This is a genomic window from Enterobacter pseudoroggenkampii (assembly GCF_026420145.1).
Classification (GTDB): domain Bacteria; phylum Pseudomonadota; class Gammaproteobacteria; order Enterobacterales; family Enterobacteriaceae; genus Enterobacter; species Enterobacter pseudoroggenkampii.
This window is the reverse complement of sequence record NZ_JAPMLV010000001.1, coordinates 2144970-2161394: the sequence shown is the minus strand read 5'-3', so window position 1 is coordinate 2161394 and position 16425 is coordinate 2144970. Positions and strand designations below refer to the sequence as shown.

Sequence of the window (16425 nt, the reverse complement as noted above, 5' to 3'; positions counted from 1 at the left end):
GTCAGTACTCGGTGGTTTTTGCTAATGATTTAAAAACCTGACTGTTCTCCGGGCTGGTGGTGCTTCGCCAGTGGATAACGCCAGGGGTGGTAGCCAGCTCAAACGGCTCGTCGGCATGCGCGCGATTCAGAATGCGCGCCGCACGCCAGGCCATCAGGCTGAGCTGGGGTTCGGCAATGCCGAGACGGTGCATCCCGGCATTCACGGCAAACAGGCGGTTGCTCTGCGGGCCGTCCCATTCGAGGGTGAAATCGTTGTTGATGCAGAAGGCTTCGTCCGTATCCAGATGCAGGCGGTGAGACAGCGGCGCCAGGAACGCAGGCTGCACGGCGCGATAGCCGGTGGCAAAGATCGTCACGTCGCTCTCCAGCTGCTCGCGACCGCCGTCGAGGTGATGCTGAACGCTCAGACGATGCCCGTTTTCCTGGCGCGTCAGGGACGTCACCGAGCGGGACGGCAGGAGATGCGCCCAGGGTTTTTCACGCAGCACTTCGAAGCGGTGATACATGGCGCGGTAAATCGCCAGCAGGGACTCGGTGGTGATACCGTCGGAGGTCATCTTCTGCTCGTGCAGCATCTGACGACGGGCCTCTTCATCCAGCGTGGAGAAGCTGTCCACGTACTCCGGCGTGAAATACTCGTTAGCAAAGGCGGCTTCATCCAGCGCGTTGTAGTTGTTGCGGCGCGAGACCCAGTTCAGGCTCAGCGGCTGGCCCCATTCACCGCGGAAGATATTCAGGAACAGGTCGGCGCCGCTCTGGCCGCCGCCGACGACGGTGACGCGCTTGCCCGTAAGATCCGGCGTGCGCAGCATCATCTCGCTGGCGTGGAAGCAGGTATCGTCCTGCGTCGTGACGCAGTCGGGCAGGTTGACCTGCTTACCGATCCCTACGCAGACGTGCCGCGCCAGGATGCGGTCGCGCTGGGTCACCACCTCAAACAGGCCGTTTTTCTCATCAAAGCTCACCTGCTGCACCTGCTGGCTAAAGGACAGGTTAGTGAGGTTGTCCGCCGCCCAGCACAGGTAATCGGCAAACTCTTCCCGCGAAACGGTGCGCTGCTCGGTGGTCAGGAAGCGATAGAATTTTTTGCGCTGCACCAGGTAGTTCAGGAAGCTGTGGCGGTTGGTCGGCTCCACGGCGCTGACCAGATCCTTCAGGAAGCTGGTCTGCATGTGGCAGTCCGGCACCATCATGCCGGGGTGCCAGGAGAAGTGCGGTTTACGCTCAAGAAACAGCGAGCTAAAGCCGTCCAGCCCTTCCGCCAGCGCGGCTATGCTGAGGTTAAACGGGCCGATACCAATGCCGATGAAATCATAGGTTTTCATTGCGCTGACTCCCGGGAGGCCAGAAAAAGAGGGTTATCAAGGTCGGTGACGTAGTTCGGCAGCATGCGGCTGCCGCCGTCGTGTTCGGAGAAGGTCAGTTTGACCGGGTTGAGGATCACGCGAATAATTTGCGGCTTAAACAGGTCGAACTTCGCGAAGCGATCGGCAAGCTCGGGGTGCGCGGCCATATAGCGGTGCAGCACTCCGGCGAGGATCTGATAGAAACGCGTTTCGCTGACGCCGCTTTGCAGCGTGAGGCGTGAGATAAAACGCAGCACCGTCACAAAGTTACCGGTTTGCAGGTCGTGAATAATGTAATCCGCGCTCAGGCGCGCCGTGACGGCCTTCACCTGCTCCGGCAGGCTCTGGGCCTGCGGGAAATCTTCATCCACCAGGCGCATATCGCCCTGGAAATCTTTCAGCAGAATGCGCTGCGGAATAGAGTCCTTCATCACCAGCGTCACGTTCTGGCCGTGGGCGATCAGCGCCACGCCGTAGCGGCAGAGCAGGTGATAGAACGGGATCACCGATGCCTCAAACAGCTTTTCCAGCCACGCTTCGGCGCTTAAGCCCGAGCGTTTAATCCACGCGTCGATCAGCGGGCGCCCGGCGTTGTCGGTTTCCATCAGCGCCGCCATCAGCACCGCCTGTTCACCGTCTTCTAAATAACAGGACGGGTTCTCGCGCCAGATCACCCCCAGCATCTCCTGATAGCGGTAGGGCGCTTTCGGCAGCGCCGCATAGCCGGGATGCGACAGATATCCGGCGGCGGGTTCGCCAAGCACCTGTGCGCCAGAGCGGGCAAGCGTGGCGTCGGTGGCGAACTGCTGCTGCAGCCAGCGCGAGGCCAGCGGTCCGGCGGCAATGTACTTGCCCGGAATACCGCGATAGCAGGATGTGTTGTAGATGGTCAGCGGGAGCTTGATGTCAAACGGCGCGCGACGGCTGGCGTTGGTGAGCGTGCGCAGAGACTGCTGCGCCAGGTACTCATCGCCAAACTCGCCCAGCTCAACCATCTCACCGCGCGCCAGCTGCGCCAGGAAATGAATGGCGATCTTCTGCTGCCACTGCCACGGGTGCAGCGGCACGGGCAGCCAGCTGTCGTCGAGACCCAGCGCCTGCCAGCGGGCGTCAAAGCGGGCGCGCTCGGTGTTGTCCATGGCGCTGGCCAGCAGGGCGCTGATATCGCAATCGACGTCGCTGCTCCAGACCAGATGCTCCCGCTGAACGGCAACCCAGTGCAGACGAAAACGTCCGCGATACTCAGGCGCGTACTGACGCAGCGCGTCCAGACCCCAGCCGCGGCGGCCTTTGTTGAAAATAAACTTCGGGTGACCGCGCATCAGGCACTGTAATTCGTCCGGGTCGAGGTGGATCAGCGCGTCCGCGTCCAGCGCTTCACGCGCCTGCAGCAGCTGTATGTCGCCGCGCAGCGTGGCGTAGAGATCTTCCATGTGCTCCGCCGTCTGCGCGTCGCTCATCTCCAGCACCTTCGCCAGCTGCAGCAGCGCGCGCTCCGCCTCCACGGCGGCACCGCTGGCGGTGGTCAGGCTGTCCGGGTCGATATGCAACCAGCCCCAGATCCCGCGCGTGGCGCTAAACTGCCAGGACTCGTTGCCCATGGTGATGCGCCAGGCGTCAGACGCAAGCGGCTCGGCGCGCAGGGTGCGTTCATACTCCAGCTCGGCGAGGATCTTCGCCACCATCTCGCGGTTCACTTTTTCCCACTGCGCGTTCACAGGCCCACCTCGCTGAAGAAGCGGTGACGCTGGCTCATGATGAGGCGCGAGCGCTTGTGCGGGAAGTCGAACTCTTTCACCGTGTCGAAACCGGCAGAGTCCAGATGGCGGAACAGGCGCTGGTTATCGAAGCGCGGCTCGGCGACAATCCGCGTGGTGCGCGGTTCATCCAGATACAGGTAGTGGCTCAGACCGCGCAGCCAGCTGCGGATATACTGCGCACCGCGCCAGTTTTCTTCGCCCACCAGCATGTGTAGCCCGCGGTCAAACGGCTGCCAGCGGTAGTGGCGGCCAATACGGTCTTCCGCCGCCCAGTAGAGTTCAAAATAGCCGAACGGCTGGTCGTCGAAGCAGCCGATAACCGGGTAGCAGTAGGTCGAGTCGAGCTGACGGCGCAGGTAGTTTTCCTGCTCGGCCTGCGGGCCCGCCATCTCCCAGAAGGCGTTTACGCGCGGGTTGTTCATCCAGCGGGTAAAACGTTCGCCGTCCAGCGCCACGTCGGCGACGCGGAAGCTGAGGGTGCGCTTAATTTGCGGATCGTAACGGCGGTACACTTCGCCCTGCGGACGGCGAGGGCGCAGCGGGAAGTACAGCTGACGGCTCTCGTTATACTGCATCCCGCCGCTGGCCTGCGGACGTTCGCCTTTCAGCCACAGCGGCAGCTGCCAGAAGGTTTCACGCGCCAGATAATCCCCGCTTGCCAGACGAAACAGCGCCTGCGCCTGGGGTTCATCCTGCCAGGTCGCCCAGGGTAACGTAATGCCGGTCAGCGCGGGGGCGGCCACAAACAGCTGATCCAGGGCTTCCACCAGCCAGCCGTCCGGGAACCCCTTCAGACGCTCCAGCACCGCGCTGCCGTCGAGACCCAACGCCAGCGGCAGGGTGCTATCCGTTGCGGTGCAGTGAAAGCCGTAGCCGGAATGGACGATATTCGCGATAGCCATCACGCCTTCTCCTTGTAGAACGGGTTGCTAAAGTCGAAATAGATCACCGCCGGATCGGCGATGGTGTTTTCATTGCGATCGTGCAGGTAGCAGAAGAAGTTGCCTTTGCAGTTCCAGATCGGGCTGTCGAGCACGTAGTCGAGGCAGCGGGTCTGCGCTACCGTCTTGCGCAGTTCGGCCAGCGCGTCGCGCACCCGGGACATCAGGCTCTCCTCGCTGTCAAAGCCGGCGGCAGCAAGGGCGGCGGTAACGGCAAAGGTAGAATTCAGCAGCAGGTAATAAGGGAAGTAGCGCAGCAGCTGGCTCTCACCGAAGCGGTTTTCCACCTCAGTTTCACCCGCCTCTTTCAGCCACGCGTCGGCGCCTTCGGTCCACGCGCTGCCCTGGCAGTCGCGATAGATCAGCCCGACCGGGAAATCCTGCTGCATCTCAACGAGGATATTTTGCTGGTGCGCCAGCAGGACCAGACCGTAGTCCGCCTCGGCGCTGAACAGCGGAAGCAATACGCGGTTGCAGTAGGCGTCCAGCCAGCAGCGGGCGGCCTGGGCGAGCGGTAAATCAAGACGCTGACTCAGACGGCGCACTGCCGCGGCGAGCAGGCTGTCACCGCCGTCCGGCGCGGCCTGCGTCAGGCTCACCAGCACGTTGGTCTGGGTGTCTGGCGTATCGAACAGCAGATTAACGCGCAGGGCCATCAGGCTCTCTTCCTGAACGACGCCGCTGTCATCGCGCAGTCCCGCCCAGCCGTCTTCCTGCATCACGCGCATGGTCGGGTAGCGCGCCTGCAAATCTTGCCAGCGTTCCGTTTTCGCAAGGCGCGCCAGGCGCATGCCGCGCTTAACTTCCTTCACCGACAGCGTGCGCACGGAGTTGGTCAGGCGCACGCTGAGGGAGAACTTAATCATGTCGCTGTTGGTCTCGCTGTACAGCGAGCGGGAGGAGCTGGTGGGCAGCCACTGTGCGCCCGCTTCACCCAGATCCTGCAGTGAACCGTCTTTCGCCAGACGCTGGCACCAGTTCTGCTCCAGCAGATAGTCGGCTTGCCACGGGTGCATCGGCAGCAGCCAACGGGTGTCGGTGAAGTGGCCGAGCAGCTCGGGCGCGCTCTGGGCCGCAAAGCGCAGCAGACGTTCACGCAGGGAGACGTTCAGGCTGTCGCCGGCAACGAGCGTGCTCTCAACGGCAAACCAGCGCAGCGGGAAGCGGGAGGCGAAATCGGGCAGATAGCGACGCGCCTCGGTTTCGTTGAACGGCTCGTGCGACTTCGGTGCCGGGTGAAACGCATGGCCGACCAGCAGCGCCTGTTCCGCGTCGGCAAACGTCAGCGGCTTATCGCGCAGGGTTGCCCAGCTGTGACGCAGATCGATCGCCTGCCAGGTGTGGACATGGCTTTCGAGAACGCGCTGCTTAAAACGCGCCAGCGTATCGGCATCCAGCGAGCCTTTTACGGACGGTTTTTTAAGAATTAAATCAACCAGTTGACAGAATGTGACGGCGTCACCGTTATCACTATTGCTCTGAATAAGCGTTGCCGGGAAACGGTACTGATGATGCTGGGTGGGAGAGAAATAGCGTACCGGCACCCGAAGCGCCTGGGTTTGGGAAAGCGGGATATGGATCTCAGATAGCGCATCCGCATCGGTAGCGGGGAGATAGCGCCAGTCCTTCGTTTCGCGCAACAGGGCGTTTAAAAAACACTGGGCTGCAACGTCTGTACCGGCGGCGCGGAGCAGAGCACGCATAGATGTACCTCATTCCATGATTGATAATAATTCTCGTTATGATATTCATTCTGTTTACAGTCGCAACCATTTTTGCAATATTTGTTTTCATAAACTTCATAATTTCCACACATTTATTGACACTATGTTCACATTCTCATGCGCACTGACTCTGAAATATTGACCGAAAACGTCACCTCAAAAGCTAACTGGCCCCTGGCGCTATCTGCGGGTTTACTGGGCATCGGTCAAAACGGCCTGCTGGTGATGCTCCCGCAGCTGGTCACCCAGACCGGGCTGTCGCTCTCGGTCTGGGCCGGACTGTTGATGTTTGGATCCATGCTCTTTTTACCGGCATCGCCCTGGTGGGGACGCCAGAGCGAGCGGCGGGGGTGTAAGGCCGTCATGGTGGCCTCACTGAGCGGCTATCTGGCCAGTTTTGCCGTGATGGCGCTGGTGGTCTGGGCGATGGCGGCCGGAAGGCTGGATACGGTCTGGGGGCTGGCGGGGCTTATTTTCTCGCGCCTGCTCTATGGACTGACGGTCTCGGGGCTGGTGCCTGCGGCCCAGACGTGGGCGATTCAGCGTGCGGGACTGGAGAAAAGAATGGCGGCGCTGGCGACGATAAGCTCCGGCCTCAGCTGCGGGCGTTTGCTCGGCCCACCGCTGGCGGCGCTGATGCTCAGCGTTAATCCGGTTGCGCCGCTCTGGCTGATGGCGGTTGCGCCGCTTATCGCTCTGCTGCTGGTGCTTCGCGAAGTCGCTGACCCGCCGCTGCCGCCGGTAGCCCACCAGGCAACCCGCCTGCAGGCCTCCATGCTGCCGTTCCTGCTGCTGGCGCTGCTGCTGGCGGCGCTGGTGAGCCTGATGCAGATTGGCCTGTCACCGCATCTTAGCCCGTTGCTGGACGGTAACGCCCGGGAGATCAGCCATCATGTCGCGCTCCTGCTGAGCCTGGCCGCGCTGGCCACGCTCGCGGCGCAGTTTCTGGTGGTCCGCCCGCAGCATTTCAGCCCGGTGACGTTGCTCTGTATCGCGGCGGTGCTGATGGTGGCCGGGCTTGGGCTGATGTCTGTCTCCGGTTTAGCGTTGTTCTACGTAGGGATTGTTATCACGTCACTCGGGGCGGCGATGGCCACGCCGGGCTACCAGCTGCTGCTGAACGACAGGCTGACCACCGGGAAAGGGGCGGGCGTCATCGCCACCAGCCACACGTTAGGTTACGGCGTCAGCGCGCTGCTGGTGCCTGTGGTGACGCGTTTTTACGGGGAGCAGTCTTTAACGGTGGCCGCATGGGGAATGGCGGTGCTGTTTTTAGCCCTGAGCATAGGGGTACGGTCAACCGAGCGTCCCCCTGCTGAAAAACCTTAATGGATCTGGCGGGAGGCATGGCCGCCAGACTCCGCATGTTGCCGCAGACGCTGCAGGGGATCCTGCTGATAAAACTGGCAGAAACGCTGCCACAGCGCCGGGAAGCGGGGCGCGAAAAGCTCGGGCGCGCTGAAGAAATACTCCGAGAGCACCGCGAAGCATTCGGCCGGGTCGGTTGCCGCATAGGCGTCAATGCTGGCCGCGCTTTCGCCGACCAGGTCTATTTCATCCTGGATGTTATCCATCGCCGCGTGCAGGTCGTGCTCCCAGCCCGCCACCTCGCGAAGCGGGATCAGCGGTACGCCGCTGGCGCGATCTCCGTTGCGGGTATCCAGCTTGTGCGCCACCTCATGGATAATCAGATTAAAACCGGAGGCGTCGAACGAGTCCTGAATATCGAGCCAGTTGAGGATTATCGGCCCTTGCTGCCAGCTTTGTCCGGACTGCACCACGCGCTGGTTGTGCACCAGCCCGATATCGTCCTGCCATTCGTCATCCACCACGAACGGTGCGGGATAGATAAGCACTTCGTGGAAACCGTCCAGCCACTCAATGCCGAGTGCAAGCACCGGCAGACAGAACAGCAGGGCGATGCGGGCGTTTTTCAGGGGATCGAGTTCAAACCCCTGCAGTGGCACCAGGCGTTTTTGCTGCAAAAAACGATCCGCCAGTTGAACCAGTTTCGATTGTTCATCCGGGTTTAGATTAGCCAGAACAGGGATCGTCAGCGCGTCATCCCATGGCAGCGCCACATCCCGGCCAGCCTCATTCGTTTTCCAGGGCCACTTTATCATCGCTTTGCTCGCAAACTCGTCACTTGAACAAAAATGGGAAAGTCAGGTTCGGTTAAGATGCCAGAAAATCGCTCACTGCGACAAATCCAGCCTGAATAAACTATCATTTCGTACGTAGCGGTGGGTAGCGGTTTGCGGGCATCACCTTCATTTTGTGAAGTCTGTCGTGGCCTTTATCCGCAGGTGGGGTGAATTAATCAGTGCGGTATTGAAAAGATGAGCGATTTCAAAGGTAACAAGCAGGACCTGCCCAGTCGACTGTGTGTGCACTGCCAGCGGCCCATGACGTGGCGCAAGAAATGGGCGAAATGCTGGAATGAGGTTAAATACTGTTCTGAGCGTTGCCGCAGGAGCCACCGTTGACCGAGCTGCGTCTGATCCTGGGCGATCAGCTTAATCCGCATCACAGCTGGTTTGATACCTCCAGTCCGAACATCATTTACGTGATGCTGGAACTCCGGGCCGAAACCGCCTATGTGCTTCATCACGCCCAGAAAGTTATCGCTATCTTCGCCGCCATGCGCGCGTTTGCCTCTGCATTAAAGGAGAAGGGGCATCGGGTGAGGTATGTCCGACTTTCTGACAGCTCAAACCGCGGCGCGCTGGAAGACAATCTCAACGCGCTTGTCGCGCATTACGGCGCTGGCAGAGTGACATGGCAGGAGCCCGACGAATGGCGTCTTGATACGCAGCTGCAGGCGTGGGCGAAAACGGTCTCCGTTGAAACGGCCTGCGTCAGCAGCGAGCATTTTTTCACCACTCGGGAACAGGTCAGCGCGTTCTTTGCGTCACGCAAAAGCTGGCGAATGGAGTACTTTTACCGGGAAATGCGTCGTCAGCACGGCGTACTGCTGACCTCAGCAGGCGAGCCGGAAGGGGGGAAATGGAATTTCGATGCTGAAAACCGCAAGCGCTGGTCCGGCGAGCCTCCCGCGCCGGTGGACGCGCGTCCCTGCCACGATCGTTCCGCCTTATGGGCTGAGATCCAACGCTGCGGCGTAAAGACCTTCGGCGAACCGCAGGCCGACAATTTTCGCTGGCCGCTCAACCGTGCGGAAGCCAAAGCCAGGCTGGATGATTTTATCGCGCACGTGCTCCCGCAGTTTGGAAACTGGCAGGACGCGATGCACGCGGAGAAACCTTTTCTTTTCCACTCGTTAATTTCATTTGCGCTGAACGCTAAAATGCTGAATCCGCGGGAAGTGGTCGCGGCCGCCCAGCAGGCGTGGCGTTCGGGCCACGCGCCGCTGCCTGCCGTTGAAGGGTTTATCCGACAAATTCTCGGCTGGCGGGAGTATGTGCGTGGGATCTACTGGTCGCAGATGCCGGGCTATCGGGAGCTGAATGCCTTAGACCAGCATGCCCCGCTGCCGGACTGGTTCTGGACGGGCAAGACGCAGATGCGCTGCCTGGCGCATGCCGTTGGGCAGTCGCTCACCGAGGCTTACGCCCACCATATCCAGCGCCTGATGGTCATTGGCAACTTTAGCCTGCTCAGCGGCCTGTCGCCGCAGGCGGTCCATGAATGGTATCTGGGAGTCTATATTGATGCCTTTGAGTGGGTGGAGCTGCCCAACACCCTCGGCATGAGCCAGTTTGGCGATGGCGGGTTACTGGCGAGTAAACCCTACATCTCGAGCGCGTCATATATTCATAAGATGAGTAATTACTGTCAGGGGTGCCGGTATCAACACAACCAGCGTACCGGAGAGCAGGCCTGCCCCTTCAATGCCCTTTACTGGGACTTCTTTGCGCGCAATAAGGCGCGTCTCGGTAACAATCCCCGCCTGGGCATTGTCTTTAAACAGCTAGCGGACATGACGGAAGAGGATCGGCAGGCCATTGCAGACCGCGCCGGGTACGTCCGCCTGCATCTCAACGACCTCTGATTGGTATTTCAACGCCTGGGCGGTTGCGGCAGGTCAATAAGACGCTATTATTTTTGACTTTGTTGCGTATTCCCTGACAGGACATCCAGACGCTATGCCCGTGAATTTTGACCTTAACGATCTTTATGCTTTCAGAGCGTTAGTGGAATACGGTAACTTCCGTGTCGCCGCTGAATCTATCTGTTTATCCCAGTCGGCGCTGAGCCGCAGGATTGAAAAGCTGGAAGCCGCGCTGGGAAACAGGCTGTTCGATCGCACCACCCGCCGCGTGGCGCTGACGCTCTACGGACAAAACTTTGCCGAGCGCTCCGCGCAGCTGCTCGACAGCGTTGAGTCAATGCTGGCGGATGTCGATAAGGCCAGCGAAGAGCGGACGGGGCTGATCACGGTTGCCACGGTCCCTTCCGCGGCCTGTTACTTTATGCCTGACGTGATCCGGCGTTTTCAGTCTCGCTATCCGCGCGTTCGCATTAAGCTCATCGACAGCAGTGCGGGCAATGTGATTGACGCCGTGGCCCGCGGCCAGGCGGATTTTGGTATCTGCTTTGCAGGAAACCTGCCGTCTGAAATCGAATTTTTCCCGCTGGTGGAGGATGTCTACGTTGCGGCGTGCAGAAAGGATCATCCTCTGGCGCAGAAGAGTCACCTGACGTGGAAGACGTTTTACCAGCAGGATTATATCTCCCTCGATAAAACGTCAGGCAACCGCAATCTGCTCGATCGGATGCTGGGGGATATCGTTCCCGAGCGCCCCAGCGTCTGCGAAACACGCCACGTCACCACGATGCTCGGTATGGTAGAGGCGGGGATCGGCATCGCTGCCGTTCCCGCCATGTCGATGCCGACCTCAGAGCACACGCTGCTGACGCATCTGCCGCTGATGGCGCCGGAAGTGAAACGCACCGTGGGGCTTATCCGGCGCCGGGGGCGCATCCAGTCTTACATTGCGGCTGAACTGGAAAAGCAGATCACCGAGCAGTATCGCCGGACGTAACGGGGATCATCCCCGTCTCCGTGATGACGGCCCTTGAGGGCGGTGAGGCAAGATAGGTCAACAGCGCTTTCCCCTCCTCGGGATGTTCTGCATGGCGGGTAACCGCGCCCGCGAAGCGCGTGATGTATTGCAGACTATCAGGGATTTTGCCGATAAAGGTGACGCCCTGAACCGGCAGCAGCTCGCTGACCTGCTGGAAGCCCACGGCGTATTTTCCTTTCGCCACTTCTGAGGCGACCGGAATACGCTCGACCTTTGTCGCTTTACCCGCCACCTCTTTTTCTATTCCCAACTTTTTGAATAATGCCTGGCTGACGTACCTGCCGCTGGCGCTGTCAGAGTAGGCGATGGAGCTGGCCTGCAGCAGCGTTTCACGCAGTTTCGCGTCGCTGCTGATATCCGGTACTTTCGCTCCTTTTTTTACCACCATGCCAACGGGAGAATCCGCGAGTTCCGTTCGCGAACCCGGCTGGGTCTGGCCGGCTTTTTCGAGCTTCTCCAGCGCATCGCCCACCATAATCACCACGTCGGCCTTCTCGCCGCGCGCCAGTCGGTTTGGGATCGCCTGCGGCGTATTGCCCATTGAGGGGCCGGGGATGATCACGATTTTATCCCCGGTCCGGTGTTCATATTCCGGGGCCAGCTTTTCAAGGGCGGCTTTAAAACCGCCTGAGATCATCACCTTCACGTCTTGGGCAAAGGCATTGACGCTCAGGAACGTCAGCGCCAGCGCGCTGGCGGTATAGCGATAAGTGCGTTTCATACTGCCCCCTCTGACTTGACGGTGTTTTGCAGCGATACCGCGCGGCGGCGGTAGAGGTAGAGCGTTGCCAGCAGGGCACATACCGCAGCGAAGCTCATCCAGTAGCCCGGCGAGGCTTTGTCACCGGTGTATTCAATCAGCGCGGTGGACATGACCGGGGTAAAGCCGCCAAAGACCGCCGTTGCCAGGCTGTAAGCCAGCGAGAAGCCCGCCACGCGCACTTCAGCCGGCATAATTTCCGTCAGAGCCGGGATCATTGCGCCGTTATAGAGGCCGTAGAGGAAGGAGAGCCACAGCAGCACGCTCAGCATCATCGAGAAGCTGGGTGCGCTCGCCAGCAGCGTCAGGGCCGGGTAGCTGGTCGCCAGCGCCAGCAGGGTCATGGCAATCAGCACCGGCTTGCGCCCGAAACGGTCCGACAGGGCACCGCCCACCGGCAGCCAGATGAAGTTAGAGATTGCCACCAGCAGCGTGACCAGCAGGCTGTCCGAGGCGCTCAGCATCAGCACCTTTTTGCCAAAGGTGGGTGCGTAGACGGTGATCAGATAGAACGCGGTGGTGGTCATCGCCACCATCAGCATGCCCGCGACCACCACCTGCCAGTTGCCAAGCAGCGTTTTAAAGACCTGACGCATCTCCAGATGATGGCGGCGCGCGCTGAACTCTTCCGTCTCTTCCAGCTTGCGGCGCAGGAAGAAGATAAACGGCACAATTAAACAGCCGAACAGGAACGGGATGCGCCAGCCCCATTCGCGAATAGCACTCTCCTCCATCAGGGCATTCAGGGCAAAGCCCATCGCCGCGGCGACCATAATGGCGACCTGCTGGCTACCGGACTGCCAGCTGGTGTAAAACCCTTTGCGGCCCGGCGTGGCGATTTCAGCCAGATAGACTGAGACGCCTCCAAGCTCGGCACCGGCGGAAAAGCCCTGCAGCAGACGCCCCGTCAGCACCAGCAGCGGCGCCCACAGGCCGATGCTTTGATAAGAGGGGATAAGCACAATCAGGAATGTCCCCGCCGCCATGATGGACAGCGTGACAATCAGCCCCTTTCTGCGCCCCACCTTGTCGATATACGCGCCAAGCACGATTGCACCGATCGGACGCATTAAAAATCCCGCGCCGAAGACGGCGAAGGTCATCATCAGCGACGCAAATTCACTGCTCGCCGGGAAGAACGTGTGGGCGATGTAGGTGGCATAGAAGCCGAACAGAAAGAAATCGAACTGCTCAAGAAAGTTGCCGGACGTCACGCGAAGTATCGCGCCCGCCTTCGAACGTACGGTTGCAGGTGAGGTTGAGGAAAACATGGTTATCTCCAGTTTATTGTTGACGTTTTACGCGTCTGTTTCTGAAAACTGGATCAGGATGAGGAAATAGATAAGCGCAAATGCCGCATCGGCTGATGCATTTCGTGCATGAATATTATTCGCCGGACAAATACAATTAATGGCAACAATAACTTAACAACTAATTGATTTTTTATTCACCTAATGTGGCTAAGTGGCTGATATCTCGGTTTTGTGACATAACGCAGACGCAGAGTAACCAGTTACCGCCGGGCAGCGTTGCGCCGCCCGGCATCTCTTACTCAGCGCTGTGAACAGCCTTTACACTGCTGGTTCTGGATCTGCTGGAAGAAATCGTTGCCTTTGTCATCCACCAGGATAAACGCCGGGAAGTTCTCCACTTCGATCTTCCAGATGGCTTCCATTCCCAGCTCCGGATACGCGACGCATTCCAGGCTCTTAATGCTGTTTTGCGCCAGCACCGCCGCCGGGCCGCCAATGCTGCCCAGGTAGAAGCCGCCGTGCTTATGGCAGGCGTCGGTTACCTGCTGGCTGCGGTTGCCTTTCGCCAGCATGATCATGCTCGCGCCGTGGGACTGCAGTAAGTCCACATACGAGTCCATACGTCCCGCCGTGGTTGGGCCGAGTGAGCCAGACGCGTAGCCTTCCGGCGTTTTGGCCGGGCCTGCGTAGTAGATCGGATGATCTTTGACGTACTGCGGCAGTTCCTCACCGTTATCCAGCAACTCTTTCAGCTTCGCATGGGCGATGTCGCGCGCCACGATGATGGTACCGTTCAGCGACAGGCGGGTAGAGACCGGGTGAGCGGAGAGCTGCGCCAGGATCTCATTCATCGGTTTGTCCAGATTGATGCTCACCACGTCGCCTTCACCCTGCTGGCGCAGTGATTCAGGAATGTACTGGCCCGGGTTGTGCTCCAGTTTTTCAATCCAGATCCCGTCGCGGTTGATTTTCGCTTTGATGTTGCGATCTGCAGAGCAGGAGACGCCCATGCCGATCGGACAGGAGGCGCCGTGGCGCGGCAGGCGGATCACGCGGATGTCGTGGGCGAAGTATTTACCGCCGAACTGCGCGCCGAGGCCGAGGTTCTGGGCTTCCTGGAGCAGCTCTTGTTCGAGCTGAACATCACGGAATGCCTGGCCGTGTTCGTTACCTTCGGTTGGCAGCGCGTCGTAGTAGCGCGTGGAGGCCAGCTTCACGGTTTTCAGCGTGCTTTCCGCTGACGTACCGCCAATCACAAACGCGATATGGTAAGGCGGGCAGGCCGCAGTTCCCAGAGTGCGCATCTTCTCAACCAGATAGTTTTTCAGCTTTGCCGGGGTGATCAGCGCTTTGGTTTCCTGGTACAGATAGGTTTTGTTGGCAGAACCGCCGCCTTTTGCCATGCACAGGAATTTGTATTCGTCCCCGTCCACGCTGTAGAGATCGATCTGCGCGGGCAGGTTGGTGCCGGTATTGACCTCTTTATACATGTCCAGCGCCGCATTCTGCGAGTAGCGCAGGTTATCTTCAATGTAGGTGTTATACACGCCCTGGCTCAGGGCCGCTTCGTCACCGCCGCCGGTCCAGACGCGCTGGCCTTTTTTACCCATGATGATAGCGGTGCCGGTATCCTGGCAGGTCGGCAGCACGCCTTTGGCCGCGATTTCGGAGTTGCGCAGGAACTGCAGGGCAACGTACTTGTCGTTCTGGCTGGCTTCCGGGTCGTTGAGGATGGCGGCAACTTGCTTCTGGTGGGAAGGACGCAGCATAAATGCGGCGTCGTGGAAGGCCTGCTGCGCCAGCAGAGTCAGCGCTTCCGGCTCCACTTTCAGGATCTCCTGGCCTTCGAACTCGGCAACGGAGACGTGCTCTTTGGTCAGCAGGTAGTATTCGGTGTCGTCATGCGAAAGAGGGAAGGGGTTCTGGTAGATAAACGGTTTGTTTGACATAGCGTATTGCTCCACAAAAATAAAACCGCCGGAGGAGAAGTCCGGCGGTCAGGAATCAGAACATCATGGACATCCACGGATAACCAATCAGCAGCAGGGCCGCCAGGAAGATGGCACCGAAGATGGTGCCGAGGCGCCAGTAGTCTTTGGTTGGCAGGTAGCCGCTACCATAGTAAATCGGGCTTGGGCCAGTACCGTACGGGGTGATGATCCCCATCACGCCCAGCGAGGTGACCATCAGCAGGACAAACACTTCCATATTCATACCCGGAATGGTGGAGGCGATGGTCAGCATCGCTGGCAGCAGCGCCGTGGTGTGCGCGGTGGTGCTGGCAAACAGGTAGTGCAGCAGGTAGAACGCCAGCAGCAGGACGATGGTCGCCACGCCCGGAGAGATACCGCTCATCAACAGACCGCCTTCTTTGCCTAACCAGCTGATAAAGCCGGTAGAGGAGAGGCCATCCGCCAGCGCAACCAGGGTCGCGAACCAGACGAAGGTGTTCCATGCGGCTTTGTTACCGGTGATATCGTTCCACTCCAGCACGCCGGTCCACAGCATCAGGCCCACGATGAGCAGGGCAGCCATAGCGGGTTCAATCCACGCAGCGGCGAAGATCCACATCAGCAGCGCGCAGCACACGAACACCAACAGCAGGATTTCATTGCGGGACAGTTTGCCCAGTTTTTCCAGCTCACGGGTCGCCCACAGCGGCACTTCGTTGTTCACCTTCACTTCTGGTGGGTAGAACCAGTAGGCCAGCAGCGGCATGGCCAGAATCAGCAGGATACCCAGCGGCAGGAAGGCGAGGAACCAGGTGCCCCAGGAGATGTCGATACCAACCGTACTTTTCACCAGTGCCAGAGCCAGCAGGTTTGGCGCGAGGGCGGAGAGGAACATTGAACTGGTGATACAGGCCGCGGTGATCGCCACCCACATCAGGTAAGAACCAATCTTACGCGCGCTTGGGTCGTTCGGTTTTGAACCGTACAGCGGCGGCAGGTTAGCGATAATCGGGTAGATGGTCCCGCCGCTGCGCGCGGTGTTGGATGGGGTGAACGGTGCCAGCAGCAGGTCAGCAAACGTAATCGCGTAACCGAGCGTCAGGCTGCGACGGCCAAGGTATTTCACCAGAATCAGCGCCAGACGGCGGCCGAAGCGGGTTTTGTCATAGCCTGCGGCGAACATGAAGGCACCGAAAATCAGCCAGACGGTCGAGTTACCAAACCCGCTCACCGCCCACTTAAAGGAGGCGCCTGCCAGCTTGAATTTCGGATCAGCCAGCTGCTCAGGGCTGAACAGCACCCACTGGCTGCACAGGGCAATGGCGACCACGCCGGTCAGACCGATCACCGCGCCCGGCAGCGGTTCGAAGATCAGACCGACGATCACGCCGACGAAGATGGCGAAGTAGTGCCATGCGTAAGGAGGCAGTCCTTCCGGTACCGGAACAAACAGCAGCAGTACGGCGACGATGATGGGTAACGCCATCATCAGCAATCGTTTTGCGTTTCCATTTGATGCCTGGTTCGCCACAGGGGGCGTTACAGCAGTTTTTGTATTCATAGTTTCACGTCTTAAGTTGTCAAAGATTCGGTCGTACTGAAAAAACAAAATCACTTTCTTAAGTTTCTTTGCTTTTTT

The 16425-nt window shown here is 59.5% G+C and carries 13 protein-coding genes; 4 read left to right on the top strand and 9 right to left on the bottom strand.

Annotated elements, in window-relative coordinates; genetic code table 11:
• Position 1: 1 nt before the first annotated feature.
• The 4 genes from OTG14_RS10625 to OTG14_RS10610 are packed head-to-tail and all read right to left on the bottom strand — an operon-like array spanning position 2 to position 5752.
• Positions 2-1327: a lysine N(6)-hydroxylase/L-ornithine N(5)-oxygenase family protein gene (locus tag OTG14_RS10625; protein WP_267215038.1), complete on the bottom strand. Its 1326-nt coding sequence runs from the start codon at positions 1325-1327 to the stop codon at positions 2-4.
• Complete coding sequence (iucC, locus tag OTG14_RS10620) at positions 1324-3066, bottom strand: aerobactin synthase IucC (RefSeq protein ID WP_342453696.1); 1743 nt, start codon at positions 3064-3066, stop codon at positions 1324-1326. Before iucC ends, OTG14_RS10625 begins: the two co-directional genes overlap by 4 nt.
• Positions 3063-4010, bottom strand: coding sequence for a GNAT family N-acetyltransferase (locus tag OTG14_RS10615; protein ID WP_267215037.1), 948 nt, complete (start codon positions 4008-4010; stop codon positions 3063-3065). The genes iucC and OTG14_RS10615 overlap by 4 nt, the downstream gene beginning before the upstream one ends.
• The gene (locus OTG14_RS10610; protein WP_267215036.1) at positions 4010-5752 is read right to left on the bottom strand and encodes an IucA/IucC family protein; all 1743 of its coding nucleotides are present in this window, start codon (positions 5750-5752) and stop codon (positions 4010-4012) included. Before OTG14_RS10610 ends, OTG14_RS10615 begins: the two co-directional genes overlap by 1 nt.
• A gap of 138 nt (positions 5753-5890) precedes the next feature.
• Here OTG14_RS10610 and OTG14_RS10605 point away from each other — a divergent pair, with 138 nt between their 5' ends.
• Positions 5891-7102, top strand: a complete 1212-nt coding sequence (locus OTG14_RS10605) for an MFS transporter (protein ID WP_267215035.1) — start codon at positions 5891-5893, stop codon at positions 7100-7102.
• On the opposite strand, the gene mtfA is transcribed toward OTG14_RS10605, so the two are convergent.
• Complete coding sequence (gene mtfA, locus OTG14_RS10600; RefSeq protein WP_267215034.1) at positions 7099-7896, bottom strand: DgsA anti-repressor MtfA; 798 nt, start codon at positions 7894-7896, stop codon at positions 7099-7101. The two genes, OTG14_RS10605 and mtfA, sit on opposite strands and share 4 nt — an antisense overlap.
• A gap of 216 nt (positions 7897-8112) precedes the next feature.
• Between mtfA and OTG14_RS10595 the strand changes: the two genes are divergently transcribed.
• From OTG14_RS10595 to psrA, 3 genes are all read left to right on the top strand, one after another.
• Positions 8113-8259, top strand: coding sequence for a DUF2256 domain-containing protein (locus OTG14_RS10595; RefSeq protein ID WP_071530926.1), 147 nt, complete (start codon positions 8113-8115; stop codon positions 8257-8259).
• Complete coding sequence (locus OTG14_RS10590) at positions 8256-9785, top strand: cryptochrome/photolyase family protein (RefSeq protein ID WP_267215033.1); 1530 nt, start codon at positions 8256-8258, stop codon at positions 9783-9785. Before OTG14_RS10595 ends, OTG14_RS10590 begins: the two co-directional genes overlap by 4 nt.
• 94 nt (positions 9786-9879) lie before the next feature.
• Complete coding sequence (psrA, locus tag OTG14_RS10585; RefSeq protein ID WP_267215032.1) at positions 9880-10779, top strand: L-proline-binding transcription factor PsrA; 900 nt, start codon at positions 9880-9882, stop codon at positions 10777-10779.
• Here the strand turns inward: psrA and OTG14_RS10580 are convergent.
• The 4 genes from OTG14_RS10580 to OTG14_RS10565 form a co-directional block, all read right to left on the bottom strand.
• A complete protein-coding gene (locus OTG14_RS10580; protein WP_248165102.1) occupies positions 10754-11542 on the bottom strand; it encodes a substrate-binding domain-containing protein in 789 nt (262 codons plus the stop codon). The two genes, psrA and OTG14_RS10580, sit on opposite strands and share 26 nt — an antisense overlap.
• Positions 11539-12852: an MFS transporter gene (tcuC, locus tag OTG14_RS10575; protein WP_048990635.1), complete on the bottom strand. Its 1314-nt coding sequence runs from the start codon at positions 12850-12852 to the stop codon at positions 11539-11541. The genes OTG14_RS10580 and tcuC overlap by 4 nt, the downstream gene beginning before the upstream one ends.
• A gap of 281 nt (positions 12853-13133) precedes the next feature.
• Positions 13134-14783 (bottom strand): class I fumarate hydratase FumA, encoded by a 1650-nt coding sequence (gene fumA, locus OTG14_RS10570; protein ID WP_048990634.1) that lies wholly within the window; start codon positions 14781-14783, stop codon positions 13134-13136.
• A gap of 55 nt (positions 14784-14838) precedes the next feature.
• On the bottom strand, positions 14839-16347 hold the full coding sequence (locus OTG14_RS10565) for an anion permease (RefSeq protein WP_075201615.1): 1509 nt from the start codon (positions 16345-16347) through the stop codon (positions 14839-14841).
• Positions 16348-16425: the final 78 nt, after the last annotated feature.